The sequence below is a fragment of the Amycolatopsis sp. CA-211722 genome, from assembly GCF_056828465.1.
Genome location: NZ_CP184752.1, coordinates 3,694,860 through 3,713,922, shown reverse-complemented (window position 1 = coordinate 3,713,922; position 19,063 = coordinate 3,694,860). Strand labels below are relative to the sequence as shown.

Sequence of the window (19,063 nt, the reverse complement as noted above, 5' to 3'; positions counted from 1 at the left end):
CAAGGAACGGACCGTTCATAGCGCGATGGGCTTCGGTCAGCTACTCAGCGTGAAGGCCCGGTCCGTGGCGGACCAAGCGGCCCCGATGACACCCGCGGTGTCCCCCAGCTCGGACAGCACGATCGGCAGGTTCCCGGTCGCGAGCGGCAGCGACCGCCGGTACACCGAGCTGCGGATCTCGGCGAGCAGCTGATGCCCGAGCTGCGCCACGCCGCCGCCGATCACGACCATGCCCGGGTTCACGAAACTCACCAGTGAGGCGACCACCTGCCCGAGCCGTCGCCCGCCGTCGCGGATCAGGTTGACCGCGCCGAAGTCGCCCGACGCCGCCGCGCGGCCGACGTCCTGCGCGGTGATCGCGCCACGGGCCGCGACGACGTCGGCGAGATAGGTCGAGCGGCCGCTGCGCGCGAGCGTCAGTCCGTCGCGGGCCAGCGCGGCGCCGCCGAAGTACGCTTCGAGACAGCCTGTCTCCCCGCAGGCGCAGGTCGGGCCGTAGTCGTCGAGTCGGATGTGCCCGATGTCGCCCGCGGTGCCGGCGACGCCGCGGTACACCTTGCCGCCGAGCACGATCCCGCAGCCGATCCCGGTACCGATCTTGACGAACACCAGGTCGTCGATGGAGCGCGCGACCCCGGCGTGCCGTTCCCCCAGCGCCATCGAGTTCACGTCGTTGTCGACGGTGACCGGGCAGCGCAGCAGCCCGCCGAGATGGTCGCGCACGGAGAACCGGTCCCAGCCGGGCATTATCGGCGGCGCGACCGCCATGCCCTCGGCGAAACTCACCGGCCCCGGGAGGCCGATCCCGGCGGCGATCAGCTTGCCCGGCGCTTCTTCGCGGATCTTCTCCGCCAGCGCGACGACGCGTTTGAGCACGGCGTGCGGCCCCTGCCGGACGTCGCAGTCTTCGACGGTGTGCACCAGCACCTCACACGAAGCGTCGGTGAGCGCGACCCCGACCGACGTCGCGCCCACATCGACCGACAGCACCCGCAGGTCTCCCGCGAGCCGCACCAGCGTGGACCGCCTGCCGCCGCGGCTCGCCGAAGGACCCGCGGTCTCGACGAGGCCGACCTCGGCCAGCCGCGCGACCTCGGCCCCCACCCGGGCACGCGGCAGCTCCAGCCGCTCGCCCAGTTCGACCCGGGACATCGGTCCCTCGTCCCGCAACAGGGTCAGCAGCTGGGTCTGGTGCCGGGTTTCGACCATCGGATGCTCCGAGGTGGATGCCGTGCTCATTCACCTGAGCCTACGGCGTTGTCCACCCGCTGTCCCGGATGACACTGGAAACCTTCACGCCCTCCGGACGGGAACAAACCCACCGGCCCTGATCAGTCCTTTGTGGACATTTCGGCGCGGACGAGGAACCACGACGGGATCAGCACGATCGCCGTGATCCCGGCGATCCACCCGTGCGCGCCCGCGACGGCCGCCGCGGACCCGGGAGCGGCGGCGAGCCGCGCGGCGACGACCGCGGTCAGGACCGACGTGCCGAAGGATCCGCCGATCCGTTGCAGCATGGCGAAGAGCGGCATGGCGTGGGAAATTCGCTCTTTGGGCACCGACACCAGGCCGGTGGCGAGCGCCGGCGTCGTGGTCAATCCGATCCCGCAGCCGCGGACGACCTGCACGGCCGAAAGCCACCAGTAGCTCTCCGATCCGGTGAGCAGCGCCAACGGCACCGTCCCGGTGATCGTGACGATCAGCCCGGCGAAGATCACCCGCGCGCCGCCGATCCGGTCGGTCAGCCTGCCCGCGAGCGGAAGGGCCAGCACCGTGCCGAGTGCCAGCGGCGCCGTCAGGAACCCGGTGGCGACGAGGCTTTCGTGCCGGACGTCGAGGTAGTACAGCGGCAGGACGATCATCGCGCCGAACAGGGCGATCCCCATCCCGAAGATGACGGCGGCGGCCGAGGAGAACGTCCGGTCACGGAACAGCCGCAGGTCGAGCAGCGGCGCGGGCGACCTCAGCGCGGTGACCACGAAGACGGCGAGCAGGGTCGCACCGGCACCCGACGCGATCGGGGCCGCTTCGGCGAAGCCGTAGACGAGCAACGGCAACCCGGTCACGGTGAGCGCCAAGCCACGCCAATCCAGCGGACGGGTGTCGACGGGCCCTTCCCTCGGCAACCGTTTCCGGCCCAGCAGCAGGCAGAGCAGCGCGAGCGGCACGTTCACGAGGAACAGCCACGGCACGCCGAACCGCTCGGCGAGCACACTCCCGGCCAGGGTGCCGAGCACGGGAGCGAGGTAGATCGGGATGCTCAGCACGGCCATCATCCGGCCGAGCCGTTTCGGCCCCACCATCGTCGCGAACAGGATCTGCCCCGCCGGGACCAGCAGCCCGCCCGCGGCGCCTTGCAGGACACGGAAGGCGATCAGCGCCTCGACCGAGGGCGCCGCCGCGCAGAGTGCGGAAAAGAGCGCGAACAGACCGACGCACACCAGCCACACCCGCGTCGTCCCGAAGCGACGGCAGGCCCAGCCGCTCACCGGCACCATCGCGGCGAGCGCGAGCAGATAACCGGTCGCGATCCACTGGGCGGTACCGAGCGATGCACGGAATCCGGCCGCGATCGTGCCGAGCGCGACGGTGACGACGGTCGACGTGAACATCGACAGGAATCCGCCGGCGGTCAGGATCGCGGCCGTCCTCCACAACGCCGGGGTCAACCGGTCCTCATCGGGACTTCCGATCATCCTACCTGCCTTTCTTATCACTGTTAAGTTCTTAACAGTGATAAGATACCGTCGAGTTGTCAACTTCGATACGGACCGGCGAAGGTGTGCGCATGGTCGTGAGACGGGATGGCTACGTTCGAGCCGCGCTGGAACTCCTCGACGAGGTCGGGCTCGACGGACTGAGCCTGCGCAAGCTCGGGGAGAAGCTCGGCGTGCGCGGTCCCGCGCTCTACACGCATTTCAAGAGCAAGCAGGCGTTGCTCGACCAGATGGCCGAAACGATGCTGGACGACCGGCTCGCCCCGCTCGACGATCCCGCGGCGATGAACGACTGGGCCGAGTGGCTGGCGCGGCGCGCTCGCACCATCCGCTGCACGCTGCTGTCCTACCGGGACGGCGCCCGCCTGCACGCCGGCTCCCGCCCGACCGGCCGGTCGGCGATGACACCGCTGATCAAACCGTTGCTGCGGGCCGGTTTCACCGAAGAGGACGCGACGCACGCGATCCTCGCGATCAGCCGGTACACCCTCGGCTGCGCGATCGACGAACAGCAGCACGTCGAGGGCAACCACGACGAGGATCCAGCCGCTTCCTTCGAATACGGGCTCGCGCGGCTGATCGCCGGGCTCCGCGCCGACGTCGATGTCGCGAATCCGCCAGACCAGGATGTCGCATAGCTGCTGGACTGACGCCATGACAAGCGCGACCGCCCGGCTGTTCCGTTCCCTGCACGTCCCGTCGAATCCGCTGGTGCTGGCCAACGCGTGGGACGTCGCGAGCGCGCGGATCGTCGAAGACGCGGGCGCGGCCGCGATCGCCACCACCAGCGCCGGGGTGGCGTGGAGCCTCGGCGCACCCGACGGCGATCTGCTCGGCCGCGAGCTCGCGGTGGCCCTGATCGCCAGGATCGCCCGTGTGACAACGGTTCCGGTGACCGCGGACATCGAAGGCGGCTACGCGGATTCACCCGGCGGCGTCACCGAAACCGTCGCCGCGGTGGTCGCGGCGGGCGCGGTCGGCATCAACATCGAGGACGGCCCGCGACCGCCCGAAGAGGTCGTCCCGCGGATCGCGGCGGCCCGCGCGGCGAGCGACGAGGTCTTCGTCAACGCCCGGATCGACACCTTCCTCCGCGGCCTCGGCGGGATCCCGGAGACGCTGGACCGCGCGGCCGCGTACCTGGCGGCGGGCGCGGACGGGATCTTCGTCCCCGGCGCCACCGACCCCGCCGTGATCGCCGCGCTCGTCGAAGGTATCGACGCGCCGGTGAACGTGATGGCCCACCCCGGCGCGCCCAGCGTAAAGGAACTGGCCGGGCTCGGGGTCGCACGGGTGAGCGTCGGCTCCGGCATCAGCCAGGCCGCGTACGCCATCGTGCGGGAAAGCGCCCGGGAGCTCTTCTCGGCGGGCACGTACTCCCGCCTGGAGGATTCCGTCGACTACGGCACCCTGAACGACCTCCTCATCTCCCGCATTTAGAGGACGAAACGCGAGTGGGGCGGTGCGGTGAGTCGTGACCGGCGCACAGACGAGCCCGCCGCCCGGGGGAAGCGTCGCGAAAGCCACTTTCGCGACGTCTGATGTCCCGAAAGTGGCTTTCGGGACACATCAGCGCCGGGCGAGGCTGGGGTCACGACCAGAGATAGCGGCGTTCGGGCCGACCGGTCCCGCCGTACTTCAGGGTGACCTCCGCCTTCCCGGTCGCCACGAAATGCTCCAGGTACCGGCGCGCGCTCACCCGCGCGACGCCGGTCGCCTCGGCGCATTCGCTCGCCGACAGCCCGCCGGACGCGCCCCGCAGCGCGGTCTCCACCAACCGCGCGGTCTGGACGGTGAGTCCCTTGGGCAGCGCCGGTTTCGCGCTCGGCCGCGCGCCGAAGACCTGGTCGACGTCCGCTTGACCGGCCTCGTCCAGCCGGTCCAGCCGACGGTGCAGCGACGCGAAATGGGTGAGCTGATCGCGCAGGGACGCGTACTCGAACGGCTTGATCAGATAATGCAGGACACCGCCCCGCATCGCCTGCCGCACGGTTTCCACGTCGGTCGCGGCGGTGATGAGGATGACGTCGACGTCCTCGGTCGCGCGCAGTTCCCGCAGCACCGAAAGCCCGTCGAGATCGGGCAGGTAGACGTCCAGCAGCACCAGGTCCGGTTTCAGTTCCCGCGCCAGGCGGAGCGCGTCGGCGCCGGTGTGCGCGACCCCGACCACGGCGAACCCCTCCGTGCGCGTGACGTATCCACTGTGGACCTTCGCGACCATGAAATCGTCGTCGACGACGAGCACCTTGATCATCGCGGCAACCTCGCCGTGAACACCGCGCCGCCGGAGTTGTGCACCTCGACCGAACCGCCCCGCCGCACGCACGCCTGCCGGATCAGCGCGAGCCCGAGACCGCGCTGGCCGTGCGCGGCGGCCTTCGTGGTGAAACCGTGCTCGAACACTTCCTCCGCGATTTCCGGGGCGACTCCCGGCCCGGAGTCACGGACCTCCACCCGCACTTCGTCCTCCTCCTGCCACACGCCGACCTCGATCCAGCCCCGCTCGCCGCCCAGCGCGTCCAAGGCGTTGTCGACGAGATTTCCCAGTACTGTCACCAAATCCGTGGAAAGGGCGTCGTCGACGCGGTCCAGTTCGCTGTCCGGGGCCATGCGCAACCCGACTCCGCGCTCGGCGGCGAGCGACGCCTTCGCGATCAGCAGCGCCGCCACCGCCGGATCGCCGACGCGTGAGCCGACCTCCGCGCGCCACTCCCCCTGCGCCGAGCTGATCCGGCTGACGTAGCCGCGAACCTCTTCGTATTCCCCGAGTTCCAGCAGCCCGGAGATGGTGTGCAGCCGGTTGCTGAACTCGTGCGCCTGCGCCCGCAACGTGTCGGTCGCGTGCCTGCTGGCGTCGAGTTCGTCCCGCAGGGTCATCAGATCGGTGCGGTCCCGCAGGGTGACCACGGCTCCCCGCACGTCGATCGGCATCCGGTTCAGTGTCAGCACCTTCCCTTGCCGCAACACGATCTGGTCGGCGCCGGTCGCGCGGCCGGTGAGCAGGTCGCGGATCCGCTCGTTGAGGTCGAGGTCTTCGACCGACCGGCCGACGGCGTCCTCCGGGAGCGCCAGCAGTTCGCGGGCCTGATCGTTCACCAGGGTGATGCGGTGCGCCGGATCCAGGCCGACGACGCCCTCCTTGATGCCGTGCAGGAGCGCCTCCCGGTTCTCGACCAGCGCGGTGATCTCGTGCGGTTCCAGGCCGAGCGTCTGGTTCTTCACCCGCCGCGCGAGCAGCAGCGAACCGCTCACCCCGATCACCAGGGCGACTCCCAGCACCCGCAGCGCGTTGTCCGGCGAGTCGAGCACGCCGGCGAAGAACCCCGGCGACTTCGAGCCCGCCGCGACCATGCGGACCACCTTGCCGCCCTTCTCGTCGAGGACCGGGACGTGCGCGACCGTCGATCCGTCGAGTTCGCCGACCCACGACCGTCCAGAGAGGACGGTGCTGTCGCCGAGGTCGAGCAGCGTGCGCACCTGCCCCGGATCAGGTGAAGCGAGCACGTAACGGTCCGCTCCCGCGATCACGACGAAATCGACCCCGGAGAGGCTTCGCGCGGTCTCCGCGGGCGCGTTCAGCTCCCACGGACCGTTGTCGAGGTCGCCCACGATGCCCTGAGCGGCGACACTCTCCGCGACCGAAAGCGCCCGGCGTCCCTCGGTCGTGCGGAAGTTGTTCCCCGCCTGGACGACGGCCAGCACGCCCACCGCGCACAGTAGGCAGATGACGACTACCAGTTGCCACACGAGGAGCTGGCGGGCCAGTGAACCCCGAGCACCCATCGCCACCTCCGCGTGACCACAAAGAACAAAAGAAACCTTAGGCGTCTAAGCGAGACATCCCTGTTTACACGAGTGCAACATGTCCAACCACGCGGCAGAGAGGCGGGGATCACAGTGAAGCCCAGTAGCTGGTTGGCCATCGCGGCGGCGCTCGTCGCCGTTTTGCTGGTGCCACCGTTGCTCACCCCGGGCGGCGAGGCCGACGAGGGCTCGCAGATCCGGTCGTTGCGGGTACTCGTGCCCAACGCGCCCGGCGGCGGTTACGACATCACGGCGCGGACCGCGACCAAGGCCATGGAGGACGCCGACCTGCTCGGCAACGCGGAGGTGTTCAACCTCCCCGGCGCCGGCGGCACGGTCGGCCTCGGCCGCACCGTGGCCGAACGCGGCAACGGCAAGCTCGTCATGTCGATGGGTCTGGGCGTCGTCGGCAGCGTGTTCACGAACAAGTCGCCGTCTTCGCTGCTCGACACCACACCAGTGGCGAAGCTGATCGAAGAGTCGGACATCGTCGTGGTCGGCAAGGACTCGCCGTTCCAGAACATCGGCCAGCTGATCGAGGCCTGGAAGAAGGATCCCGGCGCGGTGCAGGTCGGCGGCGGTTCGTCACCCGGCGGGCCGGACCATCTGGCGCCGATGCTGATGGCGAAGGCCGTCGGGCTCGCGCCGAAGTCGGTCAACTACGTCCAGTTCGACGGCGGCGGTGAACTGCTCGCCTCGGTCCTCGGCGGCAAGGTCGCGTTCGGCGTCTCGGGGGTCGGTGAGTACCGCGACCAGATCGCCGCGGGCACGCTCCGGGTGCTGGCGGTGACCAGCGCGAACCGGATCCCCGGGATCGACGCGCCGACGCTTTCGGAGTCCGGTGTGGACGTCAAGTTCACCAACTGGCGCGGCATCGTCGCGCCGCCCGGGATCGCCGAATCCGACCGCGCGAAGCTGGTGAGCCTGTTCGAGCGGTTGCAGAAGACGCCGCAGTGGCAGGAAGCCTTGCAGCGCAACGGATGGACCGGCGCTTTCGCGCCAGGTGAGCAGTTCGGTTCGTTTCTCGAAGAGGAGAACACGCGAGTGGCAACGGTGCTGAAAGAGCTGGGTCTGGCATGACGACCACGTGGCTTAAGGAGCGCTCCGAGCTCGGGGTGAGCGTCGGGCTCGTGGTGCTCGGTGTCCTGGTGCTCACCGACGCGCTGAGCATTCCCACCGACTTCGCCCAGCGCGGGCCGGTGGGGCCGAAGGCGGTACCGATCCTGGTCGGCTCGCTGCTGCTGCTCGTCGCCGTGCTGCTGGCGCGCGACGTGCTGCGCGGAGGCAAGGGCGAGGCCGAAGGCGGCGAGGACGTCGACCTGACCGCGCCCGCCGATCTGCGCACGGTGCTGTTGCTGTGCGGCGCCTTCCTCGCCAACGCGGCACTGATCGGCCTGGTCGGGTTCCCGATCTCGGGCGCGATCCTGTTCTGGGGCGCGGCGTACGCGCTCGGCAGCCGCAACCTGGTGCGTGACCCGCTGATCGCGGCGGGCATGTCCGTCGTGACCTTCCTGGTCTTCAACAACCTGCTCGGAGTCCCGCTCCCCGGTGGCCCGTTGATGGAGGTGTTCTGATGTTCCAGCAACTCATCGACGGCTTCGGCACCGCGCTGACCCCGACCCATATCGCGATGGCGGCGATCGGGGTTCTGCTGGGCACCGCGATCGGGGTGCTGCCGGGGATCGGCCCGGCCATGGCGGTGGCGCTGCTGCTCCCGGTGACCTACGGGCTGGAGCCCACCGGCGCGTTCATCATGTTCGCCGGCATCTACTACGGCGGGATGTTCGGTGGTTCGACGACGTCGATCCTGCTGAACACGCCGGGCGAGAGCGCGGCGGTGGTCGCGGCCATCGACGGCAACCCGATGGCCCGCAAGGGCCGGGGCGCGCAAGCGCTTGCGGCGGCCGCGATCGGGCATTTCGTCGGCGGCATCCTCGGCACGATCGCGCTGGTCGTGCTGGCCCCGGTGATCGCCAAGCACGCCGTCGACATCGGCGCGCCGGATCTGTTCGCGATCATGGTGCTGGCGTTCATCGCGGTCACCTCGGTGCTCGGCAGTTCCCGGATCCGCGGCGTGGCGTCGCTGCTGATCGGGCTCACCCTCGGGCTGGTCGGCCTGGACGAGATGACCGGGCAGTCGCGGCTGACCTTCGGTTCGCTGCATCTGGCCGACGGGATCGACGTCGTGATCGTGGCGGTCGCGCTGTTCGCGGTCGGCGAGTCGCTCTGGGTCGCGGCGCATCTGCGACGCAACGCGTTCAAACCGATCCCCGTCGGCAGGCCGTGGCTCTCCCGCGCCGATCTGAAGCGGACGTGGAAGCCGTGGCTGCGCGGTCCGGTCATCGGGTTCCCGTTCGGCGCGGTGCCGGCCGGTGGCGCCGAGATCCCGACGTTCCTCTCCTACGTCACGGAAAAGCGGCTCTCGAAGCACAAGGACGAGTTCGGCAAGGGCGCCATCGAAGGGGTCGCGGGCCCGGAGGCGACGGCGTCGGCCTCCGCCGCCGGAACGCTGGTCTCGATGCTGACGCTCGGCCTGCCGACCACCGCGGTCGCGGCCGTGATGCTGGCGGCGTTCCAGCAGTACGGCATCCAGCCGGGGCCGCTGCTGTTCGAGCGGGAGTCTTCGCTGGTGTGGGGCCTGATCGCTTCGCTGTTCGTCGGGCTGACGCTGCTGCTGGTGCTGAACCTGCCGCTGGCGCCGCTGTGGGCGAAGCTGCTGCGGATCCCGCGGCCGTACCTCTACGCGGGCATCCTGTTCTTCGCCAGTGTCGGCGCGTACGCGGTCAACGCGGACATCTTCGACCTGCTGGTGATGTTCGTGATCGGCCTGATCGGCTTCGCGATGCGCCGGTACGGGCTGCCGGTGCTGCCGGCGATCATCGGCGTCATCCTCGGCCCGGCCGCCGAACAGCAGATGCGGCGCGCGCTGCAACTGAGCGACGGCAGCCTGACCGGGTTGGTCAACACGCCGTTCGCGATCGTGGTCTACGTGATCATCCTGGTGATCCTGTTCTTCCCGTTGATCAAGCGTTTCCTGCCTGCCCGTCCCACCGCCACCGAGGCGGAGCCCAAGGACAAGGTGGACGTCTGATCGGTGGGAAAACGGCCCGGCCTCGACTGCCCCGAGGCCGGGCCTTCTCCCTCTCCGGAAGGAGGACGCTTGTCCGCGCGAGTGATCTTTCCGGCGCCGCACGGCGACAGGATCGACTTCATGAAGATCCTCCACCGCGCCCCGGCCGTCAGCGACACGGAACGCCCTGTTCCCCGCTGGGCGACGCGCTTGGCCTACGCGCTCCCCTGGCTCCTGCTGCCTTCCTGCCTGTGGCGGCTGCCCTTCGCCGTGCATTTCGAAATGGGGCAGATCCACGATCGCGAGATGCCGGAACTCTGGTTGAGCGTCCCGTACGTCCTCACGCTCAGCGTGCTTTCCGAACTGATCGCGCTCCTGGCCATCGGGCTGGTCCGAGGCTGGGGCGAAGTGGTGCCCCGCTGGATCCCGTTCCTCGGCGGCAAAGCCGTCCGGCCTCTCGCGGCGGTCGTTCCCGCTGTCGCCGGTGGCCTGGTCCTCACCGCGCTGTTCAGCTCGATCCCGCTCGGTGACGGCCGCCAGTTGACCCTGTTCGGCATCGCCGAAAACGTCGCCTACGTCAACGCGGGCTGGGAAACGCTGGCCGCGATCTGTATCGCGCCGCTCTCCCTGTGGGGGCCGATCATCATCGTTCTGGGCGTCGCCTACCACCTCCGACGCAGATAACGAAACGATAACGGCGAGATCGCTTTTTGAACCGGTTCTCGTTCGGCGCCGTTTCAGCCAACACGGAGTCAGTGACGCCGGCACTCCCGGCGCCGCATCCCCCGGGCTCCGGGCAACGACACCGAACGAGGTGAACAAGTTCATGCCCCGTAACCAAAGATCCGCCGGCCGCCATCGCATGGCGCGCCGCACCAAGGTCGCCACGGGCGCCCTCGCCCTCGCCCTCGCCGTCGGCGGGATCGTCGTGGTCACCACGACCGGAACCCCCGACGCCGCCAGGGCCGACGGCGCGGACAAGTCCTTCTTCATCGACATCACGAAGGTCCCCCGCGGTAACAACGTCAACCTCGACCTCGCGAAACGAGGCGCACGAGGGACGTTCACCGTGGACTGCGGCCGCAACGAGAACGGCCACTTCAACGGCGACAACTTCATCGCGCAGCCCGGTGTCCGCAATGGCGCCGAGCACCTCCACGACTACGTCGGGAACCTGTCGACCAACGCGGATTCGAACAACAAGAGCCTGCTGCGCGCGGGTACCACGTGCAAGAACGGGGACAAGTCGGCCTACTTCTGGCCGGTCATCCGGATCAACACCGAAGAAGAGGAAGAAAACGAAGCGGCGAACGAGGAGAAGCTCGCCGCGGACCGCGCGAACGCGGCCAAGGACGAAGCAGGTGCCCAGGTCGACTGCCCCGACGTCGCCAGTGAACTGGAAGAGGTCCCCGACCAGGCCATGCCTGCGGTCGACGAGAATCTCGACGCACTCGACCGGGAGTCCGAGAACGCGAACAACCAGCTGGCGCAAGGGAAACAGGCCGGCCAGGTGCTCGACGAGCTGAAGAACAAGCGGAAACCGTCGATCAAGCGGATCAGCGACACCATGCGGCAGGCGGGCCGGCCGGTCGAGAAGAACGAAGAGCAGCTCGCGGGCTGTGCGGTGAAGCAGAACGGCAAGGGCGGCCTCGACAACGGCGGCGACAACAGCAATGTCAACGCCGCGGGTGACGCCGAGAAGAAGAAAGCCGACGGCAACGCCGCCGACCTGCCCGGCGTGAACGACAACAACGAGATCGGCGACAACGAAGGCGAGATCCAGCGCGCCGAAAAGGTCGACCTGACCTTCACCAGCGGCGGCGCCCGCCGGGTCGTCGCGATGCCGAAGTTCCTGCGCGTGCTCTACGGCGACGCCAAGCAGAGCACCAACGGCCCGGCCAACGCGCGGCCGAGCTGGACCTGCACCGGTTTCGAAGACCGGCTCACCGAGCTGTACCCGATCTGCCCGCGGGGCAGCAAGGTCACGCGGATCCACTCGTTCCCGAACTGCTGGGACGGGAAGAACACCGACAGCGCGAACCACCGCACGCATATCGTGTTCTCCGACCGCAACGGGAAATGCCCGCGCGGCTTCAAGAACGTGCCGCAGCTGCGGATCACGCTGGTCTACAACATCCCGCCGGAGATCCAGGCCGCCGGTCAGTACGCGGTGGACGCTTTCGCGCAGGAGAAGCACAACCCGCGCTCCGACCACGACGACTTCGCGAACGTCATGTCGCAGCGGCTGATGAACCAGCTGGTGAAATGCGTCAACAGCGGTAAGCGCTGCCGCCAGTAGACCCAAGCTCGTGAGTGGTAAGGACGGTTAGAACCGTCCTTACCACTCACGAGGTCTCTGCGAGAGGGCGCGGCGGGGATGACCCGCGCCCCCACCCCCCGCGCCGGGGGTCCGGTTCCCGGCCCGGCGTAGGGGTACCGGGCCGGGAACCGGCGAGCGATACGGTTTTCCCTCCCTGGAAACCGGACCGCCCGGTCTGGGTCAGGCCGTCGTGGACAACCGGCTCACCCGGTCGAACACGAGCGGCACCGCGACAGCCGGGTTCAGTTCGGCGAGGACCGCTTCCGCGTCCAGGCCCGGCAGGTGAATCCACGCGCTGTCGGCGAAATCCGGGGTCGTGACGCTGATCCGGGCGCAGCGGGCGGGCGGGACCAGCGCGACCCCGAACGGTTCGACCACGTTGCGCCACACGGATTGCGAGACGATCATCCCGGCGCCGAACTTGTCGCCCGTCGGATCCGAACGGCACCAGTAGCCCACGGCGTCGTTGAACGTGGAGGCGCACAGCAACCGGGTCAGCGTGATGTACGTGCGGTGGTAGCGGTGGTTGTCCGCCATCGGTCCCATGTGGACCGCCACGCGCGCCCGCATCGGGACCCGGGCGTAGCGGTTGCGGGTCCGGAGGAGATGGTCCAGGTGGAACACGACCTCGCAGAGCTGGCCGACGGCGTGGTCCGGATACGCGACCATCAGCCCGTCCCCGGTCTCCCGGAAGTGACGCGCTTCCCCCGGCGCGAGCCCGACCGCGGTGAACGAGCGGGAAACCAGCGTTTCCATCTCGGTCTTCATCGGGTCCAGCAGGTCGTCACTGGCCTTCGACGAACCGACGATGTCGACGGACAGGACGGCGTGGGTGTGCGCGTTGTATCGGCCTGAGGTCAGCACCTGCATCTCTGCGACCCCTCCCCTGATCGGTGAAAACTGGCGGCAGGAAGCAGTGTTCCCACTCCTCACCGGAAGTTCTGTTCGGAACCGAACAAAACGTGACCTCGCGATGGTCAACGCCAGTGAGCTAAGTCACACCTTTTTCCGTGACCACCTTCAATGCCTCGCGGTCGATGACGGTGATCGCCCGGCGCGAACTGGCCACCACTCCCGCCTTCCGGAGTTTGTCCAGTGCCTGCGCGACCATGGTCCGGCCCATCGGGATGAACTGCGCGAGTTCGTCCTGGCTCAACGGGATCCCGATCCGCCAGCCGGCGGGTGTCCGGATGCCACAGACGTCGACGAGATAGTCCAGTCTGGTCGCGACCCTGGCCACCGCCTGCGGTTTCCAGGACTGGGTCCGCTGCCGCTGGGCGAGCACGAACCGGCGGGCGACGCTGACGAGCACCTCCCGCATCGCGGCCGGATGCTCCAGCAGGAACCGGTTGAACTCGCTCGCCGCGATGCGCCGGACGTGCACCTCTTCGATGGCGACGACGTCGGCCATCCGGATACCGCCCGCGATCACCGCGATCTCGCCGTGCAGATCGCCGGGGACCCCGACGTCGAGGATGACCGTCGCCCCCATCCGGTCGGCACTGGTCACCTTCACGTAGCCGTGCCGCAGCAGCATGACGAAGTCGCCGGGTTCGCCCGCCCGCATGAGCGCCTGCCGTCCCTCGTAGGTCTGCGGGGTGCCCATCTCCAGCAACCGGGCGCGGACGGGTTCGTCCAGTCGCTCCAGGAACGGACGTTCTCTTTCTTCGGCGGCCTCCTGGCCCAAACCCACGAAACACCCTCCCAGGCAGTCGTGAACACCTATCGCGGAGAGTAACCGAATCGGCCACCCGATCCGGCGGCGGAACCGTCGTGGGTGGTGAAGATGCCCAGCCGGACCAGTTCCGATCTGATCCACTCGGCCAACCGGTGCAACGGTCCGTCTTCGGCCTCGACGAAGTAGCTGTCCACGATCTGGTGTCGTCTGTCGGCGTGCTTCGCCGCGTAAAGCAGCGCTGACCGTACCTCCGACACCTTCAGCGGAGCGACCTTGATTCCCGGAGCGGGCCGCACGGTGCTCTTGGCGGCCATCACCGCCAGCACGGCCTCCTCCAGGCTGAACCGGTGCTCCACCGGTACGACCACATGTTCCACGCCCTCGACAACCCGGCGCCCGATCAACGGCATGCTGTCAGATCAGCACGACGCACGGCCGTAGTCTGTTCGCCACCGAACACTCAACTCGGTTCGACCGCCTCGATGGCGTCTTCGAGCACGTCTTGGAACACGTTCATCCGCTGGGGGAGCATCAGCTGGTCCGGATTCCCCTCCCGCACCGACCGCTCCAGCTTCGTGGCCAGCTGCCGGACGGTCATCCGCAGTTCGAGGACTCCTGGCGACTTGTCGCCCTTCCGCCGTTCGAGCGTCGCCACCGCGCGCCGGAAGGCTCCGGCCAGCTCCGTCTCGCCCGGACGCAACGTCTCGATCGCCGTCAACGCCCGCCCGAGCAGGCTGTAGTGGTCGTCCGCGACCGGTTCCGGCGCGCGCTTCTCCCGCACCGGCCTCCGTCGCCTGCCGTTCAGCACGAAGAACGCGGTCTCGGCCGGAACCAGCACGGCCAGCGCGGCGACGGCGCCGAACAGCCAGGCCTGCGGATGCGGATAGGTCACCGCGCGCCCGATCATCCCGGCGATCAGGCCGAGCACCACCGCGACGACGTGGAACGGACGGTTGTCGTACTCGGCCATGTCAGAAGTTGCTGAAGACGTTGACGAACATCTTGTCGATGCCGTGCGGGTCGACGGCCTGGTAGCTGCGGGCCTTGGACTTCTGCGCGATCTCGTCGAGGACGCGGCCGTCGGCCTGCGCGCCGTAGGCCATGGTGAAGACGCGGACGGAGTTGTCCAGCCGCTCGGCGTCGACGTTCTGCAGCACCTGCTCCTTCGTCCCGGCCTCGGTGTTCTCGCCGTCGGTCAGGAAGACGACGGCGTTGATCAGGTTCGGGTCGAACTCCCGCCGCATCTTGTCGTTGGCGGCCATCACGGTCTCGTACAGCGCCGTATCGCCCTTCGGGGTCAGGTTCTCGACCAGGTCGAGCATCGGGCCGCGGACGTTCTTCACCTTGCCGATCGGCATCTTCTCCTCATACCGGTCGGAGAACGTCCACAGCCCGACCTCGTCTTCGGGATGCAGGTACTCGAGCTGCTTCCTGATCGCGGGTTTCAGCAGGCTGATCCGGCTGTCGGAGTACGGCTTGTCCTTGCGGTTCTTGTCGAACGGTTCGTTCATCGAGCCGGACAGGTCCAGTACCAGCAGGATCCGGCCGCGCCGCTGCGTGTACTCCCAGCCGTCCAGCATCTTCTGGATCTGTTCACCGGTGGGGACGCCGATCTTCGGCGGCTCCTGGGCTCCCTGAGTGCCCACGACGCCGGCGAGCTCCGGGGTCTCGTTACCGCCGGGGTCGCGGAACCCGAGCTCACGGAACCGGTCCTGCTGGGCGGCCTCCAGGAGGAAGTCGTAGAAGTCCTTGGCCGCCGCCTGCTGCTCCGGGGACGCGTTCGCGGTGACCAGGAAGGGATGGTCGATCAGCATCGTCCCTTCCCGGGGGTGGACGGCGACCAGCGGGCGCAGGGGCGCGACGGGGTTTCCCTTCAGCTGCGCCGGATCCCCGGTCGGCACGCCGCGGTTGTAGAGGTAGACCATCTGCTCCTGCATCGCCATCGCGCTGATGTAGGGCGTCGGCTTCTTGCGGTCCTCGTCGTACAGCGTCTTCAGGAAGGCCACCGAATCGTCGCTGTAGTAGGCGACCGACGCCTCGATCCCCCGGACGAACTGCACGGCCTCCGCGGTGTCGATCTTCCCGTAGTCGCCGCCCGTCGCGGCGAAGTAGGTCGCGATGGTCGCGGCGAGCCCGGACGTCGACCGTCGCGGGTTGTCCTTGCCGAGCGTGAAGTTCCCCCACTGGGCGTACGCCGCGCCTTTCGACGCCCAGCCGCCGTTCCGGTTCACGTCCAGTACGTCACTCCAGCCGAGGGTCTTGCCCGGCCAGCCCATCGCCTTGGCCATCGGCTCCGGCATCGCGATCACCATCGGGCTGGTCGCGAGCGAGGTCTTCGGCCCGGCCTTGATCCGCTCGCCCTTTCCGCGCTGGCGCAGCAGATCGAGCCAGAGCGACGAACTGGGCAGCCAGACCTGGGGCTCGGGCTGGCGCTGGTCGATGTCGTTCCAGCCGTCGGCGATGAGGTCGAGCGTGGCACCCGAGGTCTTCTTGTGCGCCTCGACCTTCGCGCACCTGCCGCCGTCGAACGTCCGGCCGGTGTTGTTGTACCGCTCGGCCAGTTCGGCGATCAGATCGCCCTTCTCCGTGGAAGAACTGGTGATCAGGCGGACACAGTCGGCCCTGGTCGCGTTCGAGGGCGGGGTGACCGCGGTGGCGAGCAGGACGATCACGAGCGTCCCGACGAGCGCGCCGAAGACGAGCGAAAGCCAGCCTGATCTCCGCATGCGCCGCCCCCTAGCCGTCGTAGCGGGCAAGTGTAGCTACAACGTGGTTCCCGTTTCCGCGTCCTCGGTCACCAGATCGTAGGTTTCGAAACTGAAGCGAGCGAGGGTGCCCACCCAATTCCGATAGACCTGTAGATCATCGAAGGATTCCGCGTCTAGCCGCCATTCAGGTGGAAAGGCCTCCCGGAGCGATTCCCCGGCGGAAAGGGCGATGAACGTCCTGCGCGCGGCGTCCGGATCGGCGACCAGCAGGGTCAGCAGGACCAGAACCGCGCGGTAGGGGCCGCCGACGAATCGCGCCAGGTCCGCGTCCGGGATGCCGATGCGCACGAGCCGGTAGAGATTGACCAGCTTCCGGATCTCGCGCGGTGTGTGCAGCCTTTTCCTGAGTACGTGGACGAAAGCGCGTTCGACCTCGGTGAGCCGCAACCGGTCCGGCCGCATGTTGTAGAACGTCGGCGGGGCCGTTTCCTGGACGACGACCTCACTGGTTTCGCCGCCTTCGGGGACGCTCTCGTCCTCCGGCCATTCCTCGGGCTCCGGCGGCTCCGGTTCGCGTTCCTCGATCGGCATCAGGGCGTCGATCAGCTCGTCCGCCGCGGTTCCCATGGGACGCAGGGCGAACACGATCTGGAAGATCTTGTCGAGGTACTCCGCCCGCCGCGCCTCCCCCGCGCCGAACAGTTCCTCGTGGTGCTGGTCGAGGCAGCGCCGCAGCCACCGCGGGTCGACCGCGACCACCACGACGAACGCGGGCAGCGCCAGCAGCAGATGCACCGCGGCCAGCACTTCGATCACCTTCGACGGCGGGCAGCGGTCGAGATCGTCGACGTAGAGGACGATCCGCTCCAGCGGCGGCTTGCCCTTGCCGCCCGCCCGCAGCCACTCCTCCCTCGCGTCCACCAGATCGGCGCTCAGGTTCGCGAGGTCTTCCCGGACCCGGGCGAAAACCCCTTGGTAGTCCCCGTATCTCCCGGTCTTCGCCTCTTCGATCAGCTCGCCGAGCCTGCTGGCCGCGTCCAGCCGCCGCAGCCGTTCCTCGGTCTCCCGCACCTCGGCCTCGAATCGCTCGGCGCGTTTGTCGACGTCGTCGCGCAGCTTGTCCAATGTGGACTTCACCGGCGCGAGCGCGGATCTCGCAGTGGTGAGCGCCGGGGTCACCACCGCGCCGAGCGCGACGACGGCCCCCGCCGCGGCGAGGATCGCGTTGTGCCACAAGGACCAGCCGGTGATCGCCGCGGCGATGCCGAGCACGCCCAGCACCGCGTAGCCCGCGACGGCGAGCCTCCTTCGTCGACGCTCGGCCCTGTCCACCCCGGACACCAGCAGCCGCCAGCGCCAGGTGAGTGGCGAGTCCGCCTTGACGGCCTTCAGCCCGGCGAGCCGGGTCCGCAATTCCTCGCGTTCGGCACGGACCTCGCCGGCGTCCGCGTGCGTCTCGGGCGCGCCGAGGTTGCGGAACAGATGGTCCACCAAGCCGACCCACAGATGATCGTCGTGGTACTGCCAGGCGTTGAACCGGATCTGCCGGATCTCACCGGTGAACACGCTGTTGGCGGCGTCGCCGCGGGACCGGCGCGCCAGTTCGGCCACCCGGTCGGTCACCTGGCGGACGAAACTCGACTTGCCGGAACCCCACGGGCCCAGCAGCGCGACACACAGCGGTGGGCTGGTCTCGCGGTCGGCGATGACCGCGGCGAGGGTGCGCACGTCGTCGTGGAAGCCGATCAGGTCGACCGGGCTTTCGACGTCGGGCGTGATCCGCGGCCGCGCCCGGCCCGGTTTGGGCTCGACGAAGCCCGTGCCGTCGATCTGGTTGCCGAAGCGGTCCCACACGCGGATCGTGCGGTCGTCCCCGACCGTGACGATCTTCTCGTTGCCCGCGGTGCAGACGATCGCGCGGACGTTTCCCTGATGGCCCTTGAGGAGTGTGTAGTTCCGCGGGTCGTCGATCTCGCGGACGCGGACCTCGCCGTCGGAACCGCCGGAGAGCACCAATCCGCCGTCCGCGCCGAAGGCCAGCGCTCGCACCACGCCGGTGTGCCCGGGGAACACGAGGGCCGGATCGCCCTTGCGCCCCCACAACCGGACCATCTCGCCTTCGGCGGACAGCACCTGCTCGCCGTCGGCCGAGATCGCGACCACATGGACCGCGCCCGCGCCGCCGAACCGGTAGTGGGAAACGATTTCCCGGTCCCACAGCCGTACGCCACCGGCGTCGTCCCCGGCGACGACGACGCGGCCGTCCGGGGTCACCGCGACCGACTCGACCTCCGGGCCTCCGGTGCGCAGAGCCCGTACCGTCGCGCCGTCCAGCCGCCGGACCTCGACGGTGCTTCCCGCCCCGGACACGGCGAAGTCCTTCGCCGTCGCGACCGCCACCGTCCGTTTGGTGGTCTGGACCTCCGGGGGATGCGCGCCGGCGGCGGTGATCCGCCAGCGCCGGACCGTCGCCCCATCGCAACCGACCACGTACTGACCCGAGATACCCACCGCCAGGACCGGCCGATCATGGCCGCTCAGCGCGAATCGCTGCTCTCCGGTCTCCAGGTCCCAGACCCGCACCGTCCGGTCCGCACCCCCGGTGACCAGCCGGTTTCCCTTCACCGCGACCGCGAGGATCGGTTCTTCGTGTCCGGTGAAACGCGCCGTCGTCATAACGGCACAGTCTTCCGGGCGCGTCAAGATCATGGTTAACGACAGGCGACTATCGGCGGGTACCCCGAGCGCCTCGAAAGGGTCAGG

At 68.8% G+C, this 19,063-nt stretch carries 17 protein-coding genes; 7 read left to right on the top strand and 10 right to left on the bottom strand.

Annotation, left to right across the window (positions count from 1 at the left end; genetic code table 11):
* Nucleotides 1–36: 36 nt before the first annotated feature.
* Both ACOCEP_RS18235 and ACOCEP_RS18230 read right to left on the bottom strand, forming a co-directional pair.
* A complete protein-coding gene (locus ACOCEP_RS18235; protein ID WP_007034224.1) occupies nt 37–1,239 on the bottom strand; it encodes an ROK family transcriptional regulator in 1,203 nt (400 codons plus the stop codon).
* Nucleotides 1,240–1,331: 92 nt separating this feature from the next.
* Nucleotides 1,332–2,699: a DHA2 family efflux MFS transporter permease subunit gene (locus ACOCEP_RS18230; protein ID WP_482338654.1), complete on the bottom strand. Its 1,368-nt coding sequence runs from the start codon at nt 2,697–2,699 to the stop codon at nt 1,332–1,334.
* A gap of 92 nt (nt 2,700–2,791) precedes the next feature.
* Between ACOCEP_RS18230 and ACOCEP_RS18225 the strand changes: the two genes are divergently transcribed.
* Entirely contained in the window at nt 2,792–3,358 is a 567-nt protein-coding gene (locus ACOCEP_RS18225; protein ID WP_482338653.1) for a TetR/AcrR family transcriptional regulator C-terminal domain-containing protein, read from the top strand.
* 16 nt (nt 3,359–3,374) lie between these two features.
* Nucleotides 3,375–4,160 carry an isocitrate lyase/PEP mutase family protein gene (locus ACOCEP_RS18220; RefSeq protein WP_482338651.1) on the top strand — a complete coding sequence of 262 codons (786 nt, stop codon included), beginning with the start codon at nt 3,375–3,377 and terminating at the stop codon, nt 4,158–4,160.
* 151 nt (nt 4,161–4,311) lie between these two features.
* On the opposite strand, the gene ACOCEP_RS18215 is transcribed toward ACOCEP_RS18220, so the two are convergent.
* Both ACOCEP_RS18215 and ACOCEP_RS18210 read right to left on the bottom strand, forming a co-directional pair.
* Nucleotides 4,312–4,974 carry a response regulator gene (locus tag ACOCEP_RS18215; protein WP_482338650.1) on the bottom strand — a complete coding sequence of 221 codons (663 nt, stop codon included), beginning with the start codon at nt 4,972–4,974 and terminating at the stop codon, nt 4,312–4,314.
* Complete coding sequence (locus ACOCEP_RS18210) at nt 4,971–6,503, bottom strand: sensor histidine kinase (RefSeq protein ID WP_482338649.1); 1,533 nt, start codon at nt 6,501–6,503, stop codon at nt 4,971–4,973. The genes ACOCEP_RS18215 and ACOCEP_RS18210 overlap by 4 nt, the downstream gene beginning before the upstream one ends.
* 132 nt (nt 6,504–6,635) lie before the next feature.
* Between ACOCEP_RS18210 and ACOCEP_RS18205 the strand changes: the two genes are divergently transcribed.
* The 5 genes from ACOCEP_RS18205 to ACOCEP_RS18185 all read left to right on the top strand — a co-directional run bounded on the left by ACOCEP_RS18205 (nt 6,636) and on the right by ACOCEP_RS18185 (nt 11,893).
* Complete coding sequence (locus ACOCEP_RS18205) at nt 6,636–7,604, top strand: Bug family tripartite tricarboxylate transporter substrate binding protein (protein ID WP_482339759.1); 969 nt, start codon at nt 6,636–6,638, stop codon at nt 7,602–7,604.
* A complete protein-coding gene (locus tag ACOCEP_RS18200) occupies nt 7,601–8,098 on the top strand; it encodes a tripartite tricarboxylate transporter TctB family protein (protein ID WP_125680643.1) in 498 nt (165 codons plus the stop codon). The genes ACOCEP_RS18205 and ACOCEP_RS18200 overlap by 4 nt, the downstream gene beginning before the upstream one ends.
* Complete coding sequence (locus ACOCEP_RS18195) at nt 8,098–9,615, top strand: tripartite tricarboxylate transporter permease (RefSeq protein WP_482338647.1); 1,518 nt, start codon at nt 8,098–8,100, stop codon at nt 9,613–9,615. Before ACOCEP_RS18200 ends, ACOCEP_RS18195 begins: the two co-directional genes overlap by 1 nt.
* Nucleotides 9,616–9,684: 69 nt before the next feature.
* Nucleotides 9,685–10,278: a hypothetical protein gene (locus ACOCEP_RS18190; RefSeq protein ID WP_482338645.1), complete on the top strand. Its 594-nt coding sequence runs from the start codon at nt 9,685–9,687 to the stop codon at nt 10,276–10,278.
* Between the two features lie 178 nt (nt 10,279–10,456).
* A complete protein-coding gene (locus ACOCEP_RS18185) occupies nt 10,457–11,893 on the top strand; it encodes a DUF1996 domain-containing protein (RefSeq protein ID WP_482339758.1) in 1,437 nt (478 codons plus the stop codon).
* Between the two features lie 201 nt (nt 11,894–12,094).
* Here ACOCEP_RS18185 and ACOCEP_RS18180 read toward each other — a convergent pair whose 3' ends face one another.
* The 6 genes from ACOCEP_RS18180 to ACOCEP_RS18155 form a co-directional block, all read right to left on the bottom strand.
* Nucleotides 12,095–12,784, bottom strand: coding sequence for a hypothetical protein (locus tag ACOCEP_RS18180; protein WP_034317906.1), 690 nt, complete (start codon nt 12,782–12,784; stop codon nt 12,095–12,097).
* 121 nt (nt 12,785–12,905) lie between these two features.
* Nucleotides 12,906–13,607 (bottom strand): Crp/Fnr family transcriptional regulator, encoded by a 702-nt coding sequence (locus ACOCEP_RS18175; RefSeq protein WP_482338643.1) that lies wholly within the window; start codon nt 13,605–13,607, stop codon nt 12,906–12,908.
* Nucleotides 13,608–13,636: 29 nt separating this feature from the next.
* Nucleotides 13,637–14,002, bottom strand: coding sequence for a hypothetical protein (locus ACOCEP_RS18170; RefSeq protein WP_007034234.1), 366 nt, complete (start codon nt 14,000–14,002; stop codon nt 13,637–13,639).
* Nucleotides 14,003–14,052: 50 nt separating this feature from the next.
* Nucleotides 14,053–14,562 (bottom strand): hypothetical protein, encoded by a 510-nt coding sequence (locus tag ACOCEP_RS18165; protein ID WP_482338641.1) that lies wholly within the window; start codon nt 14,560–14,562, stop codon nt 14,053–14,055.
* A 1-nt stretch (nt 14,563) separates the two neighbouring features.
* Nucleotides 14,564–16,318 carry a substrate-binding domain-containing protein gene (locus ACOCEP_RS18160; protein WP_482338639.1) on the bottom strand — a complete coding sequence of 585 codons (1,755 nt, stop codon included), beginning with the start codon at nt 16,316–16,318 and terminating at the stop codon, nt 14,564–14,566.
* A gap of 36 nt (nt 16,319–16,354) precedes the next feature.
* Nucleotides 16,355–18,976: a P-loop NTPase fold protein gene (locus tag ACOCEP_RS18155; protein WP_482338638.1), complete on the bottom strand. Its 2,622-nt coding sequence runs from the start codon at nt 18,974–18,976 to the stop codon at nt 16,355–16,357.
* Between the last annotated feature and the right edge of the window lie 87 nt (nt 18,977–19,063).